Here is a 14,757-nt window from a genome sequence, read left to right as displayed (position 1 = left end):
TTGCTCGCTACACATTTTTTGGAATCGCCCAGCAAAGACTGCTTGGTAATCGGCAACTCCTGCGATTCAGGCGAATCCACAGAAGTTGTATCAAGAAGGGAGCGTAGTCTACCGGAAAGCCCCTTTCAGCTCAAACCTTGATCTTCGCTTAGTGGAGCCCAATGCAAATGCCAGCCGTCCCGCGCGCAGCCACTCAAGTCCCGCAAGTTGGCCACCCCAAGCAATTGCTCGCCTCGGTAGAGCAGCGGCAATCTGCCACGCACAAACCCCGGGACATGCCTTTCGTTGAGCAGGCGCTTGAGATCGCGATGACCTCGGTCGGCCACAGCCATGACCTCACCCCCCTGACGATAGCGGATTTGCAACGGACCATCGGGAATCCGACCGTTGAAATTAAGCACGCCGTTATCCGGCAGCACCAGTGGCTGGGAGGGATCATTCCAGGCCACGGCGTCGGTTGCCGGACGTAGCCAGCTGCCGGCCAACCACCAGATCCGCCCGCCCGTGCGATGTAATTCGCCCTGGGCCAGGCGCCAGATCGGCCGGGCATCGGGGGCGGCATCGCGCAGGTTCTCCCAACCCGACCAATGGTCGCTGTCGGGCAGCTGGGTGAATGCCGCAAGCCAGCCACTCAGCGCATTGCGCTGGCGCGCGGCGGAAAGTCCCGCAAGCGCTGCCAACTCCAGCGAGGGCACGCCCAACCAGTCGAAATCACTGACCGTGCGGGCGCTGGCCAGATCCATGTGCGCCAGCTCATCAAGCAAGTCCTGCGCTTCCCGCAGGTGTGCCGCGCTGCGGGCCATGGTGGTCACTGCTTGCGGCCAGCGCTCGATCATGACCGGCAAAACCTGATGACGCAGGTAGTTGCGCGAGAACTGCCGGTCCTGGTTCGAAGGGTCATCGATCCAGCGCAACTGATGCTCCGCCGCGTAGAACTCAAGCTCGCTGCGAGTGACATCGAGCAACGGACGCAACAGATGGCCGCGCCCCAGGGTTCGCTGTGAAGGCATTCCCGCCAGGCCGCGCACCCCGGCCCCGCGGATCAACCGAAACAACAGGGTTTCGGCCTGATCGTCGCGGTGCTGGGCAGTCAGCAGTAACTCGTCGGCCCCAGTCGCCGCCACGAACGCCCCATAGCGAGCTTCCCGGGCGGCGCGCTCAAGGCTGGCGCCGGGTTCCACCTGCACCCGAACGACCTGTAGGGGCACACCCAGCTCGTTGCAGACTGACCGGCAATGCTGCGGCCACGCGTCAGCCGCAGCCTGGAGGCCGTGATGGACATGGATGGCGCTCAGCGCCGGCAGGGAGTGATTTTTTGCAAGATGGGCGAGCAGGTGCAGCAGGACGGTGGAGTCGAGGCCGCCGGAGAAGGCGATGTGCCAACGAGCGGCATTGCGCCAGGGCGTAAGGTGCAGGAGCAACCTTGCAGGCAGATCAGTCATGGGCTGACTCATATCGTTCAAATCCTGTAGGAGCTGCCGAAGGCTGCGATCTTTTGATGTTGCTTTAAAAAGATCGCAGCCTTCGGCAGCTCCTACAGGGGTATTGCGTGATTTAGAGACCGTAGCTCATCAGACGCTCGTAACGACGAGCCAGCAGCGCTTCGCTATCGAACTTCTTCAGCATCGCCAGTTGCGAGCTCAGCTCTGCACGGATGGACGCGGCCGCTGTGGCCGGGTCGCGGTGAGCGCCGCCCAGAGGCTCGCCGATTACCTTGTCGACGATACCCAAGCCTTTGAGGCGCTCGGCGGTGATGCCCATGGCTTCAGCAGCATCCGGTGCCTTTTCGGCAGTTTTCCACAGGATCGACGCGCAGCCTTCCGGCGAAATCACTGCATAAGTCGAGTACTGCAGCATGTTCAACTGATCGCAAACACCGATCGCCAGTGCACCACCGGAACCACCTTCACCGATCACGGTGGCGATGATTGGGGTTTTCAGGCGTGCCATGACTCGCAGGTTCCAGGCAATCGCTTCGCTCTGGTTGCGCTCTTCAGCATCGATGCCCGGGTAAGCGCCCGGCGTATCGATGAACGTCAGGATTGGCATCTTGAAGCGTTCAGCCATTTCCATCAGGCGGCACGCCTTGCGGTAGCCCTCAGGGCGCGGCATGCCGAAGTTGCGGCGAACCTTCTCGCGCACTTCACGGCCTTTCTGGTGACCGATGATCATCACCGGCTGGTCGTCCAGACGGGCAATGCCGCCCACGATGGCCGCGTCGTCGGAAAAGTGACGGTCGCCGTGCAGTTCGTCGAACTCGGTGAAGATGTGCTCGATGTAATCGAGGGTGTATGGACGTTTCGGGTGACGCGCCAGACGTGCAATCTGCCAGCTGGTCAGCTTGCCGAAGATGTCCTCGGTCAAGGTGCTGCTCTTGTCCTGAAGGCGGGAGATCTCATCGCCGATATTCAGCGAATTGTCATTACCGACCAAGCGCAACTCTTCGATCTTGGCTTGAAGGTCGGCGATCGGCTGTTCGAAATCTAGAAAATTCGGGTTCATAGGCGTCCGTCTTGGGTCGACGTCCAAGTGAGCTTGGGCCGGCCGGTTGTCTATTCGCGCCCTACCATAAGGGACAGGCGCGTTCAGGTCGAGATTAAAAATTGGGTCGAGATCAGGGCTGCTCTCTTCTGCAAGAGCGGCACCTGGCCGTCAACGGTATTGGAGGAAGACGTTGTCTCGCCCGAACTGGTCACGCAAGGCTTGAATCAACGCATCCGCCGGGTCGATTCGCCAGGTCTCGCCAAACTGCAGCAAGGCCTTGGCATCGGGGCTCGTGTATTCCATGGTAATAGGACACGCGCCGCGATGGCGCTTGAACAATTCACCCAGCCAGCGTAGCTGATCGCCCTTCAAGTCCTTGGTCTGCAACTTCAGGCGCAGGCTTTCGGCCAGGTTGGTGCGCGCATCTTCCATGCTCATCACCCGCTTGACCCGCAGGCGCAGGCCGCCGGAAAAATCATCGTTGCTGACCTCGCCTTCGACCACCACCATCGCGTCGGTCTGCAACAACGATTGCGCGGAATGGAACGCCTCGGCAAACAATGAGGCTTCAATGCGGCCGGAGCGGTCGTCCAGGGTAATGAACCCCATCTTGTCGCCCTTTTTGTTCTTCATCACCCGCAGCGCGATGATCATGCCGGCCACGGTCTGGGTATCGCGTGCCGGCTTCAGGTCAATGATGCGCTGGCGGGCAAAACGGCGGATCTCGCCTTCGTATTCGTCGATCGGGTGGCCGGTGAGGTACAGGCCCAAGGTATCTTTCTCGCCCTTGAGGCGTTCCTTGAGGGTCAGTTCCTTGGCCTTGCGATGGTTGGCGTAAACATCCGCATCCTCTTCGACGAACAGGCCACCAAACAGGTCGGCGTGGCCACTGTCGTGGGTGCGCGCGGTCTGTTCCGCCGCCTTGATAGCCCCTTCCATCGCATTGAGCAACACGGCACGATTCTGGTCGATGCTCGCTTGATAGGCTTTGGGCTCGTCGTGGAAATACGGCCCCAGGCGATCCAGCGCACCGCTGCGGATCAAACCGTCCAGGGTACGTTTGTTGATGCGTTTGAGATCGACCCGGGCGCAGAAATCGAACAGGTCCTTGAACGGCCCATCCTGGCGTGCCTCGGTGATGGCTTCCACCGGCCCCTCACCCACGCCCTTGATCGCACCAAGGCCGTAAATAATCCGGCCTTCTTCGTTCACCGTGAACTTGAACTCCGAAGTATTCACATCTGGCGCGTCGAGACGCAGCTTCATGGTGCGAATTTCTTCGATCAAGGTCACGACCTTGTCGGTGTTGTGCATGTCCGCCGACAGTACCGCAGCCATGAACGGCGCCGGGTAATGTGTCTTCAGCCATGCGGTCTGGTACGACACCAGGCCATAGGCTGCGGAGTGAGACTTGTTGAAGCCGTAACCGGCGAACTTCTCCACCAGGTCGAAGATGTTACCCGCCAGGTCGGCATCGATATTGTTGGTCGCGCAACCTTCGATGAAACCGCCGCGCTGCTTGGCCATTTCTTCGGGTTTTTTCTTGCCCATGGCGCGCCGGAGCATGTCCGCCCCGCCCAAAGTGTAACCAGCCATGACCTGGGCAATCTGCATCACCTGTTCCTGATACAGGATGATGCCGTAAGTCGGTGCCAGTACCGGCTTGAGGCCCTCGTACTGGTAGTCCGAGTGCGGGTACGCCAGTTCCGCGCGACCGTGCTTGCGGTTGATAAAGTCGTCAACCATGCCTGACTGCAACGGCCCCGGACGGAACAGGGCCACCAGTGCGATCAAGTCTTCGAGGCAGTCGGGCTTGAGCTTCTTGATCAGCTCCTTCATGCCGCGCGACTCAAGCTGGAACACCGCTGTGGTTTCGGCTTTTTGCAGCAACTGGTAGGTCGGTTTGTCATCCAGCGGAATGAAGGCGATGTCCAGGGGCGCTTCATCGACCTTGGCACGGTCGCGGTTGATGGTTTTCAGCGCCCAGTCGATGACCGTCAGGGTCCGTAGCCCCAGGAAGTCGAACTTCACCAGGCCAGCGGCCTCGACGTCGTCCTTGTCGAACTGGGTTACCAGGCCATCGCCGGCTTCGTCGCAATAAATGGGCGAGAAGTCAGTGAGCTTGGTCGGGGCGATAACCACACCACCGGCGTGCTTGCCGACGTTACGCACCACGCCTTCAAGCTTGCGCGCCATCTCCCAGATTTCTGCGGCTTCTTCATCGACCTTGATGAAGTCGCGCAGGATTTCTTCCTGTTCGTAGGCTTTTTCCAGGGTCATGCCGACTTCGAACGGGATCATCTTCGACAGACGATCCGCCAGGCCGTAGGACTTGCCCTGCACCCGCGCCACGTCACGGACCACAGCCTTGGCGGCCATGGAACCGAAGGTGATGATCTGGCTTACCGCGTTACGTCCGTACTTCTCAGCCACGTACTCGATGACCCGGTCACGACCGTCCATGCAGAAGTCGACGTCGAAGTCGGGCATGGATACCCGTTCCGGGTTGAGGAAACGTTCGAACAGCAGGTCGTATTCCAGAGGATCAAGGTCGGTGATCTTCTGCACATAGGCCACCAGCGAGCCGGCACCCGAGCCCCGGCCGGGGCCTACCGGCACACCGTTGCTCTTGGCCCACTGGATGAAGTCCATCACGATCAGGAAGTAACCGGGGAAACCCATCTGGATGATGATATCCAGTTCGAAATTCAACCGGTCGACATACACCTGGCGCTTGGCTTCGTAGTCCTCGGTGGTATCCCTGGGCAGCAGGACGGTGAGGCGGTCTTCCAGGCCGTCAAAGGACACCTTGCGGAAATATTCGTCGATGGTCATGCCATCGGGAATCGGGAAGTTGGGCAGGAAGTGCTTGCCCAGCTTCACTTCGATGTTGCAACGCCGGGCGATCTCGACGGTGTTTTCCAGCGCTTCGGGGATGTCGCTGAACAGCTCGGCCATTTCCTCGGCACTTTTGAGGTACTGCTGGTCGCTGTAGTTTTTCGAGCGCCGGGGATCGTCGAGGGCCCGGCCCTCACCGATACAGACCCGGGTTTCGTGGGCGGCAAAATCTTCCTGCTTGATGAACCGCACATCGTTGGTCGCCACCAGCGGTGCACCGATTTTCTCGGCTAGGGCGACGGCGCCGTGCAGTTGCTCTTCGTCGTTGGGACGGTTGGTGCGCTGGATTTCCAGATAGAAGCGGTCCGGGAACACCGCCATCCATTCCCGTGCCAGGGTTTCCGCTTCCGCCGGATTGCCACTGAGCATGGCCAGGCCGATTTCGCCTTCCTTGGCCGCCGACAACATGATCAGGCCTTCGCTGGCCTCGGCCACCCACTCGCGCTCGATGATGATCGAACCATTGCGCTGGCCGTCGATGAAGCCCCGGGAGATCAGTTCAGTCAGGTTGCGATAACCCACGGCGTTCATCGCCAGCAGGCTGATCCTGCTCAAGGCATTGTCCGGGTCCTTGTTGGACAGCCACAGGTCGGCGCCGCAGATCGGCTTGATGCCTGCGCCCATGGCTGCTTTATAGAATTTGACCAGAGAGCACATGTTGTTCTGGTCGGTGACCGCCACGGCAGGCATGTTCATGCCGACCAGGGTCTTGACCAGCGGTTTGATCCGCACCAGACCGTCGACCAGGGAGTATTCAGTGTGCAGGCGTAGATGAACGAATGAAGCCGGCATAGTGATCCTGTCTGTGAGCTCGAAAACAACAAGGCCCGGATTGTACCGGGCCTTGGCGAAAACATCAGCCTTGCGACTAACTCTCGATCAGGCTCTCCCGAGCCTCATACGCCAAGCGTACCGGGGCAAACGAGCGCCGGTGAATCGGCGTCGGTCCCAGGCGGGCCAGGGCTTCCAGATGAACGGGAGTCGGGTAGCCTTTGTGGCCGCCGATGCCGTAGCCCGGGTAGATCAATTCGAAAGCAGCCATTTCACGGTCACGGCTGACCTTGGCCAGAATCGAGGCAGCCGCAATGGCCGGCACCTTGCCGTCGCCCTGCACCACGGCTTCGGCGCGCATGGACAATTTCGGGCAGCGATTGCCATCGATCATCGCCAGCTTGGGCTGGATGTGCAGGCCCTCGATGGCGCGCTGCATTGCCAGCATGGTGGCGTGAAGAATGTTCAGCTCGTCGATTTCCTCGACTTCGGCCCGGGCGATGCACCAGCTCAGAGCCTTTTCGCAGATTTCATCGTAGAGTTTTTCGCGACGGGCCTCGGTGAGCTTCTTCGAGTCGTTAAGGCCGAGGATCGGACGGTTCGGATCGAGGATTACCGCAGCCGTCACCACGGCCCCGCAGAGCGGACCGCGACCGACTTCATCGACGCCGGCAACCAGTTCTTCGACTTCTGCGACCAAGGTGAAATCCAGTCCCATCTGCATGCTTGTCTTGCTCATTGTACTTGGCCAATCAGTTTCAGCACGGCATCTGCCGCCTGGTTGGAGGCGTCCAGACGCAAGGTCCGGTGAATTTCGTCGAAGCCGCGGGTTTGTTCTTCCCCGCCTTCGATCAGGGGGGACAAGGTCTGGGCCAGGGCTTCGACCGTCGCATCATCCTGAAGCAATTCCGGCACCAGCAGGCGCTGGGCCAGCAGGTTAGGCAAAGACACATAGGGGCTTTTGACCATGCGCTTGAGAATCCAGAACGTCAGCGGTGCCAGGCGATAGGCCACCACCATGGGCCGTTTGTACAACAACGCTTCGAGCGTAGCCGTTCCGGACGCGATCAACACCGCGTTGCAGGCGGCCAGTGCAAGATGGGATTGACCATCGAGCAGCGTCAGGGGCAGATCCCGCCCGGCCAGCATCGCTTCCAGCTGGGCCCGACGCTGCGGGCTGGCGCACGGCATGACAAATCGTACACCCGGACGCATGGCGCGCAGGCGCTGGGCAGTATCGAGGAACAGCTCGCCAAGACGCCCGACTTCACCGCCACGACTGCCCGGCATCAGCGCAACCAGAGGGCCGTCCGGCAAGCCGAGCTCGGCCCGCGCGGCGGCGCGATCGGCCTCAAGCGGAATCGCGTCGGCCAGGGAGTGCCCGACAAAACGCACCGGCACGCCCTTCTCTTCATAGAATTTGGCTTCGAACGGGAACAGCGTGAGCATCAGGTCACAGCCTTCGCGAATCTTTAGCACGCGCTTCTGGCGCCAGGCCCAGACCGAAGGGCTGACGTAGTGCACGGTCTTGATCCCGGCCTGACGCAGCTTGAGTTCGATATTGAGGTTGAAATCCGGGGCATCGATGCCGATGAACACATCCGGTTTTTCGGCGATGAGATCGCCGACCAGCTTCTTGCGCCGGGCCAGCAGCTCACGCAGACGGCCCAGCACTTCCACCAGGCCCATGACCGACAGGCGTTCCATGGGGAAGTAGGAAACGAGACCCTCGGCCTCCATCAACGGCCCGCCGACGCCAATGAACTCTACCGCCGGGTGCTGAACCTTGAGCGCGCGCATGAGACCCGCGCCCAGAATGTCACCGGAAGCCTCACCCGCTACCAGCGCAATACGCAAGTTAGCCATGATTAACGGGTTATGCCGCGGGTCGAAGACTGGATCGAGTCACGGAACACTGCGACTTCCGGGAACTGCGCCGAGGCCTCGCCCAGTTCGGTCAGTGCCTGCTCGACCGTCAGGCCCTGGCGGTACACGACCTTGTAGGCGCGACGCAGGGCATGAATGGCTTCTTCACTGAAACCGCGGCGGCGCATGCCTTCGAAGTTCATGCTGCGGGCTTCGGCCGGGTTGCCGAACACCGTGACGTACGCCGGGACGTCCTTGCCAATGGCGGTGCCCATGCCGGAAAAGCTGTGGGCGCCGATATGGCAATACTGATGCACCAGGGTGAAGCCGGACAGGATCGCCCAGTCCTCCACATGCACATGCCCCGCCAGCGCGGTGTTGTTGACCAGGATGCAGTGGTTGCCGATGACACTGTCGTGGCCGATATGGGCATAGGCCATGATCAGGTTGTGATCACCCAGGGTCGTTTCCGAACGGTCCTGAACAGTCCCACGGTGAATCGTCACGCCTTCGCGAATGACGTTGTGGTCGCCGATCACCAGGCGAGTTTCTTCGCCCTTGTATTTCAGGTCCGGCGTGTCCTCGCCTACCGAGGAAAACTGGTAGATGCGATTGTGTTTACCAATGCGGGTCGGGCCCTTGAGAATCACATGCGGCCCGATCACTGTCCCCTCGCCGATTTCCACACCAGCGCCGACGATCGACCAAGGGCCGACCTCGACGTCGTCGGCCAGTACGGCCGTCGGATCGATGATTGCGCGAGGGTCAATCAAACTCATAGTTTGCGTTCCGCGCAGATGATTTCAGCGGAGCACACTGGCTTGCCGTCCACCGAAGCCTGGCACTCGAACTTCCAGATCTGACGCTTGCAGCTCAGGAACTTGGCTTCAAGGATCAACTGATCGCCCGGCAGCACTGGCTGGCGGAAGCGCAGTTTGTCCGAACCGACGAAGTAGTAGAGGGTGCCGTCGGCTGGTTTCACGTCGAGCATTTTGAAACCAAGGATCCCGGCAGCCTGAGCCATTGCTTCAATGATCAGTACGCCCGGCATGATTGGGTGCGCCGGGAAGTGACCGTTGAAGAACGGTTCGTTGATGCTGACATTCTTGTAGGCGCGAATGCGCTTGCCTTCCACATCCAGATCCACGACCCGGTCCACCAGCAGGAACGGGTAACGGTGAGGCAGGTATTCGCGAATCTCGTTGATGTCCATCATTTCGGGGGGAAGCCTATGTAAAGATTGGGAGCGCGCGACTAAAAGCGCACCCCTCTAGCAAATCAAGGAGGCAGTCTAGCGGCTGTGCACACTTGATATGGAAATGGTATCAGCCATCTGATGAAGCATTACCGTCAGGGGTCACTTCCCCTGCACGCTTTTCCAGCTGACGCAAACGCCGCGCGATGTCATCGAGCTGACGGATGCGTGCCGCGCTTTTGCGCCACTCGGCTGCCGGCTGCATCGCCGTACCGGAAGAATAGGCACCCTTTTCGGTAATCGAATGGGTCACCATGGTCATCCCGGTGATGAAAACGTTGTCGCAAATTTCGATATGACCCACCAGCCCCACGCCACCGGCGAGCATGCAGTGCTTGCCGATCTTGGTGCTGCCGGAGATCCCCACGCACGCCGCCATGGCGGTGTGATCGCCAATCTGGACGTTGTGGGCGATCTGAATCTGGTTGTCGAGCTTCACGCCATTGCCAAGTACTGTATCGGCGAGCGCACCACGGTCGATCGCGGTATTGACCCCGATCTCGACGTCATCACCGACCAGCACACCGCCGATCTGGGCGATCTTCTGCCAAACGCCTTTCTCGTTGGCGAAACCAAAACCTTCGCCGCCCAGCACTGCGCCCGACTGAATCACGACCCGTTTGCCAATGCGAACGTCGTGGTACAGCGTCACTCGCGGTGCCAACCAGCCACCTTCGCCGATTTCGCTGCGCGCGCCGATGAAGCAATGTGCGCCAACTGTTACGCCGGCGGCAATACGCGCCGCACTTTCGATCACCGCGAATGCACCGATGCTCGCTGCCGGGTCAACCACAGCATCGGCAGCGATGACGGCGGTCGGATGAATGCCGGCAGGCGCCTTCGGCTTGGGATCGAACAGATGGGAAATCCGCGCGTAGGCCAGGTACGGATCCGGCACCACCAGTACGTTACCGGCAAACCCGTCCGCGTCTGCGGCTTTGAGCAACAACGCTGCAGCCCGGCAATCAGCCAGGTACTTGCGATACTGAGGGTTTGCCAGAAAGCTCAACTGAGCTGGGCCAGCCTCTTGCAAAGTGGCTAGCCCAGTAATTTCTTTCTCCGGGTCGCCACGCAGGGTGGCGCCGAGGAACTCGGCCAATTGGCCGAGCTTCATAGTCGCTGTCATGGATTACTTCAGCTGATTCATGCGCTCGATAACCTGGCGAGTGATGTCGTACTGAGGTTTGACATCGATCACTGCGCCACGCTCGAAGACCAGGTCAAAAGCACCTTTCTTGATGACTTCTTCCACAGCGCTGTCCAGTTTTGGCTTGAGCTGCTTCAGCATTTCACGGTCAGCAACGGCTTTGGCTTCGTTCAGCTCCTTGGACTGGAACTGGAAATCACGGGCCTTTTGCTTGAACTCAAGCTCCAGGCGCTCACGCTCGCCTTGCTGCATCTTGTCGCCACCGGCCATCAGGCGGTCCTGAATGCCCTTGGCACTGCTTTCCAGGGTCTTGAGCTTGGACAGCTGAGGACCGAACTTCTTCTCGGCATCCACGGCGTACTTCTTGGCCGCGTCGGATTCGAGCAAGGCCATCTGATAGTTCAAGACCGCGATTTTCATGTCGGCAAAAGCCGGACCTGCCACCAGTACGGTTGCCAGGAGAACCAATTGAGTCAACTTACGCACGATGCACTCCTACAAAATCCATTGTCGTTATCTTGGGTCAGACGCTTAGAACGTCTGGCCGAGGGAGAATTGGAACACTTGAGTCTCAGCATCATCCGGTTTCTTCACTGGCATGGCCAAAGCGAAGCTCAACGGACCCAGTGCGGTGACCCAGGTCACACCGACACCGACGGAACTGGCCATGTTGCTCAGGCTGATGTCGTTGCACTTGGTACGGGACTCCGAGCCGTCAGCATTGGTAGTGTCCTTGCACTGCGAGTCGAACACGTTACCCACGTCCCAGAAGACCGAAGTCCGCAGGGAGCGTTGATCCTTGACGAACGGCAGTGGGAACAGCAGTTCCACGCCGCCCTGGATCAGGACGTTACCACCGAACGGCAGTGGATCCTGGTCCGGATCTTCTGCGGTACCCGGGTTGGTGCCACGACTTGGCGTACTGCGAGGACCCAGGGTGCTGTCCTTGAAGCCACGAACCGAGTTGAAACCACCAGCATAGTAGTTTTCATAGAATGGCAAGCCATCGGTCGAACCGTAACCGTCGCCATAACCCAATTCAGTGTGCAGGCGCATGGTGTAGTTCTCGCTCAGCGGCTGGAACAACTGGCCACGGTAGTCGAGCTTGAAGAACGACAGGTCGCTGCCCGGCGTAGTGGTTTCCAGGGTCAGGCTCTGGGAACGACCACGGGTAGCCAGCACGCCCTTGTTCAGGGTCGACTCGGACCAGCCGGCCGACGCCTTGAAGTTCAGGTACTTGTCGCCTTCCTTGTTCACGAAGTCGAAAATTTCATCAACGGTGTAGACACCGGTCTTGATCGTGTCCTGCTGTGCGGTCAGGCCGAAGGTCAGGCGAGACGTCTCGCTAATCGGGTAACCCACGCTCACGCCGGCACCCAAGCTGTCTACCGCATAGCTGGCGATATCAGTTTCGAGATCGTCATAGTCGGTGGTGCGGTAGAAAGCGTTGTAACCCAGGCTCACGCCATCAGCAGTCCAGTACGGGTCGACATAACCGAAGTTATAGCGGCTCTGGTATTCACTGCGGGTCAGACCGATGCTGACCTTGTTACCGGTACCCAGGAAGTTGTTCTGGGTGATCGAGCCGCCGAGGATCAAACCGGCACTCTGGGCGAAACCGACACTGGCGGTGATGGAACCGGAGGCCTGCTCTTCCACGCTGTAGTTCACGTCCACCTGATCGTCGACGCCCGGTACTGCTGGCGTTTCAACGTTGACTTCCTTGAAGAAGCCCAGGCGTTCAAGACGGGTCTTGGACTGGTCGATCAGGTAGGTCGAAGCCCAGCCACCTTCCATCTGGCGCATTTCACGACGCAGCACTTCGTCTTCGGACTTGGTGTTGCCACGGAAGTTGATGCGGTTGACGTAGGCGCGCTTGCCCGGGTCCACGGCGAAGGTGATGTCGACCGTGTGGTCGTCATCGTGCGGCTGAGGCACACCGTTGACGTTGGCGAATGTGTAGCCTTCGTTACCCAGGCGGCGAGTGATCAGTTCCGACGTAGTGGTCATCAGCTTGCGCGAGAACACCTGGCCTTTCTGCACCAGCAGCAGGGATTTGACCTGGTCTTCAGGGACTTTCAGATCGCCGCTCAGCTTGACGTCACGAACGGTGTATTTCTCGCCTTCGTTGACGTTGACGGTGATGTAGACGTGCTTCTTGTCCGGGGTGATCGACACCTGGGTCGAAGCGATGTCCATGTTGATGTAGCCACGGTCCAGGTAGTAGGAACGCAGACGCTCCAGGTCACCGGACAGCTTTTCACGGGCGTACTTGTCATCGTTCTTGAAGAACGACAACCAGTTGGTGGTCTTGAGTTCGAACAGGTCGATCAGGTCTTCGTCAGGGAAGACGGTGTTACCCACCACGTTGATGTGCTGGATAGCAGCAACCGTGCCCTCGTTGATATTGACCTTCAGCGCGACGCGGTTGCGCGGCTGCGACACCACTTCGGTGTCGACGGTTGCGGAGTAGCGACCCTGAGCGACGTACTGGCGCTGCAGTTCGTTACGAACACCCTCAAGGGTGGCGCGCTGGAAGATTTCACCTTCGGCCAGACCGGACTGTTTAAGGCCCTTCATCAGGTCTTCAGTGGAAATCGCCTTGTTACCTTCGATTTCGATACTGGCGACCGACGGACGCTCGACTACCGTGATGACCAGGACGTTGCCATCGCGGCCCAGCTGGATATCTTGAAAGAAACCGGTTTTGAACAACGCACGAGTGGATTCCACCAGGCGACGATCGTCAGCCTGCTCGCCGACGTTCAACGGCAAGGCACCAAAGACACTACCCGCGGAGACCCGCTGGAGGCCATTGACGCGAATATCAGAGATAGTGAAGGACTCGGCGTGAACTTCGGCGATCATCAATACGGTGAGAACCGCAGTTAGCAGCAGACGTTTCATGAAGTCCTTTCTTATTCCAACTGGCAATAAACAAACTGCCGCAAAATGCGGCAGATTCGCAATTCAGCGAAGTGTTACAGACGGCCCAAATCATTGACCAGGGCAAGTAACATCACCCCGACCACCAAACTGATACCGATCTGTATCCCCCAACCCTGCACCCGATCCGACAAGGGGCGACCACGCACCCACTCGATCAGATAAAACAACAAATGCCCCCCATCCAGTACTGGAATGGGCAACAAATTCAGAACGCCCAGGCTAATACTCAGATAAGCAAGGAAATTCAGGAAATCAGCGACACCCGACTGGGCAGAAGCGCCCGCCACTTTAGCAATGGTTATCGGTCCACTCAAGTTTTTTACCGAGAGCTCGCCGAACAACATTTTCTTGAGCGAATCGAGGGTCAGAATGCTCATGGTCCAGGTACGTCGAGCCCCTTCCCCGATTGCCGCGACCGGACCGTAACTGATCTCGCGAATCATCTCTGGTGGCCAATCGACTGCTTTTACCCCGGCCCCCAGGTATCCGCTGGGCGCCTTGCTCTCGCCGCGAGCTGCCAGGGTCACTGGAACGTCGATTGGAGCCCCATCACGCTCGACCCGCAACACGATCTTGCTGTCAGGGCGCAGGCGAACCGTATCCACCACTTGTTGCCAGTCGTCGAGGGCCTTGCCATCGAGGGCCAGCAAACGGTCACCCGTCTTCAGGCCGGCAGCCTGTGCCGGGCCCTTCGGGTCGAGTTCGGCCAACACCGGCGGCAGAGCCGGGCGCCACGGTCGAATGCCCAGCGAACGAATCGGATCGGGCTCATCTGCGCCTTTGAGCCACTTATCCAGCACCAGCTCGCGCGGGGTATCGCTGGTGGAACCCGGATCCCGTACAACCAGCTGCAACGCTCCGCTTTCGCCCAACCTGCGAACCAGCTGCAGGTTAACCGCGGCCCAGCCGGATGTCGGCTCGCCATCTATTGCAACAATTTCCTGGCCCGCCGTCAGCCCGGCCTTGGCCGCGATGCTGGCGGGTTCGACACCACCGATGACCGGGCGCACCTGGTCGCTGCCCAGCATGGCGAGCACCCAGAAGAAAAACATCGCCAGCAGGAAGTTGGCGATCGGGCCCGCGGACACGATGGCGATACGCTGGCGTACGGACTTGCGATTGAAAGACTGATCTAGCTGATCGACCGGCACTTCGCCTTCGCGCTCGTCCAGCATCTTCACGTAGCCGCCCAACGGAATGGCGGCGACCACGAACTCGGTACCCTGCTTGTCGTGCCAACGCAGCAACGGCATGCCGAAGCCTACGGAGAAACGCAGCACTTTAACCCCACAGCGACGCGCGACCCAGAAATGGCCGAACTCGTGGAAGGTGACCAGCACGCCCAACGCAATCAGGGTGCCGACAATCATGTAAAGCGCGCTCATCT

11 protein-coding genes are annotated in these 14,757 nt (G+C 59.6%); all 11 read right to left on the bottom strand.

Translation table 11 applies throughout. From position 1 onward, the window contains the following. Window positions 1-125 precede the first annotated feature (125 nt). Window positions 126-1,454, bottom strand: a complete 1,329-nt coding sequence (tilS, locus tag IMW75_RS16285; protein WP_205893171.1) for a tRNA lysidine(34) synthetase TilS — start codon at window positions 1,452-1,454, stop codon at window positions 126-128. A gap of 100 nt (window positions 1,455-1,554) precedes the next feature. Beyond that, window positions 1,555-2,502, bottom strand: a complete 948-nt coding sequence (locus tag IMW75_RS16280) for an acetyl-CoA carboxylase carboxyltransferase subunit alpha (RefSeq protein ID WP_045060140.1) — start codon at window positions 2,500-2,502, stop codon at window positions 1,555-1,557. 150 nt (window positions 2,503-2,652) lie between these two features. Then, window positions 2,653-6,174 carry a DNA polymerase III subunit alpha gene (gene dnaE / locus IMW75_RS16275; protein WP_045060139.1) on the bottom strand — a complete coding sequence of 1,174 codons (3,522 nt, stop codon included), beginning with the start codon at window positions 6,172-6,174 and terminating at the stop codon, window positions 2,653-2,655. Between the two features lie 76 nt (window positions 6,175-6,250). Further along, window positions 6,251-6,877, bottom strand: a complete 627-nt coding sequence (rnhB, locus tag IMW75_RS16270) for a ribonuclease HII (RefSeq protein ID WP_045060138.1) — start codon at window positions 6,875-6,877, stop codon at window positions 6,251-6,253. An 11-nt stretch (window positions 6,878-6,888) separates the two neighbouring features. After that, entirely contained in the window at window positions 6,889-8,019 is a 1,131-nt protein-coding gene (lpxB, locus tag IMW75_RS16265) for a lipid-A-disaccharide synthase (RefSeq protein ID WP_045060137.1), read from the bottom strand. 2 nt (window positions 8,020-8,021) lie between these two features. Next, window positions 8,022-8,798: an acyl-ACP--UDP-N-acetylglucosamine O-acyltransferase gene (gene lpxA, locus IMW75_RS16260; protein ID WP_045060136.1), complete on the bottom strand. Its 777-nt coding sequence runs from the start codon at window positions 8,796-8,798 to the stop codon at window positions 8,022-8,024. Continuing rightward, on the bottom strand, window positions 8,795-9,235 hold the full coding sequence (gene fabZ, locus IMW75_RS16255) for a 3-hydroxyacyl-ACP dehydratase FabZ (protein ID WP_007907157.1): 441 nt from the start codon (window positions 9,233-9,235) through the stop codon (window positions 8,795-8,797). The genes lpxA and fabZ overlap by 4 nt, the downstream gene beginning before the upstream one ends. A 109-nt stretch (window positions 9,236-9,344) precedes the next feature. After that, window positions 9,345-10,400, bottom strand: a complete 1,056-nt coding sequence (gene lpxD, locus IMW75_RS16250) for a UDP-3-O-(3-hydroxymyristoyl)glucosamine N-acyltransferase (protein WP_122837696.1) — start codon at window positions 10,398-10,400, stop codon at window positions 9,345-9,347. A gap of 3 nt (window positions 10,401-10,403) precedes the next feature. Continuing rightward, the gene (locus tag IMW75_RS16245; RefSeq protein ID WP_010462812.1) at window positions 10,404-10,907 is read right to left on the bottom strand and encodes an OmpH/Skp family outer membrane protein; all 504 of its coding nucleotides are present in this window, start codon (window positions 10,905-10,907) and stop codon (window positions 10,404-10,406) included. 45 nt (window positions 10,908-10,952) lie between these two features. Then, the gene (bamA, locus tag IMW75_RS16240) at window positions 10,953-13,328 is read right to left on the bottom strand and encodes an outer membrane protein assembly factor BamA (protein ID WP_205893170.1); all 2,376 of its coding nucleotides are present in this window, start codon (window positions 13,326-13,328) and stop codon (window positions 10,953-10,955) included. A gap of 74 nt (window positions 13,329-13,402) precedes the next feature. Beyond that, complete coding sequence (rseP, locus tag IMW75_RS16235; RefSeq protein ID WP_122837694.1) at window positions 13,403-14,755, bottom strand: sigma E protease regulator RseP; 1,353 nt, start codon at window positions 14,753-14,755, stop codon at window positions 13,403-13,405. Window positions 14,756-14,757: the final 2 nt, after the last annotated feature.

It is taken from the genome of Pseudomonas gregormendelii (genome assembly GCF_017114825.1).
GTDB classification, from domain to species: domain Bacteria; phylum Pseudomonadota; class Gammaproteobacteria; order Pseudomonadales; family Pseudomonadaceae; genus Aquipseudomonas; species Aquipseudomonas gregormendelii.
This window is presented reverse-complemented; position numbering and strand designations above follow the sequence as displayed.

Bases quoted from the DNA above. Each gene is read 5' to 3' on its own strand.
- dnaE (WP_045060139.1), bottom strand. From the start codon at position 6,174: ATGCCGGCTTCATTCGTTCATCTACGCCTGCACACTGAATACTCCCTG.
- bamA (WP_205893170.1), bottom strand. From the start codon at position 13,328: ATGAAACGTCTGCTGCTAACTGCGGTTCTCACCGTATTGATGATCGCC.
- lpxB (WP_045060137.1), bottom strand. From the start codon at position 8,019: ATGGCTAACTTGCGTATTGCGCTGGTAGCGGGTGAGGCTTCCGGTGAC.
- tilS (WP_205893171.1), bottom strand. From the start codon at position 1,454: ATGAGTCAGCCCATGACTGATCTGCCTGCAAGGTTGCTCCTGCACCTT.
- IMW75_RS16280 (WP_045060140.1), bottom strand. From the start codon at position 2,502: ATGAACCCGAATTTTCTAGATTTCGAACAGCCGATCGCCGACCTTCAA.
- lpxA (WP_045060136.1), bottom strand. From the start codon at position 8,798: ATGAGTTTGATTGACCCTCGCGCAATCATCGATCCGACGGCCGTACTG.
- rseP (WP_122837694.1), bottom strand. From the start codon at position 14,755: ATGAGCGCGCTTTACATGATTGTCGGCACCCTGATTGCGTTGGGCGTG.
- fabZ (WP_007907157.1), bottom strand. From the start codon at position 9,235: ATGATGGACATCAACGAGATTCGCGAATACCTGCCTCACCGTTACCCG.
- lpxD (WP_122837696.1), bottom strand. From the start codon at position 10,400: ATGACAGCGACTATGAAGCTCGGCCAATTGGCCGAGTTCCTCGGCGCC.
- rnhB (WP_045060138.1), bottom strand. From the start codon at position 6,877: ATGCAGATGGGACTGGATTTCACCTTGGTCGCAGAAGTCGAAGAACTG.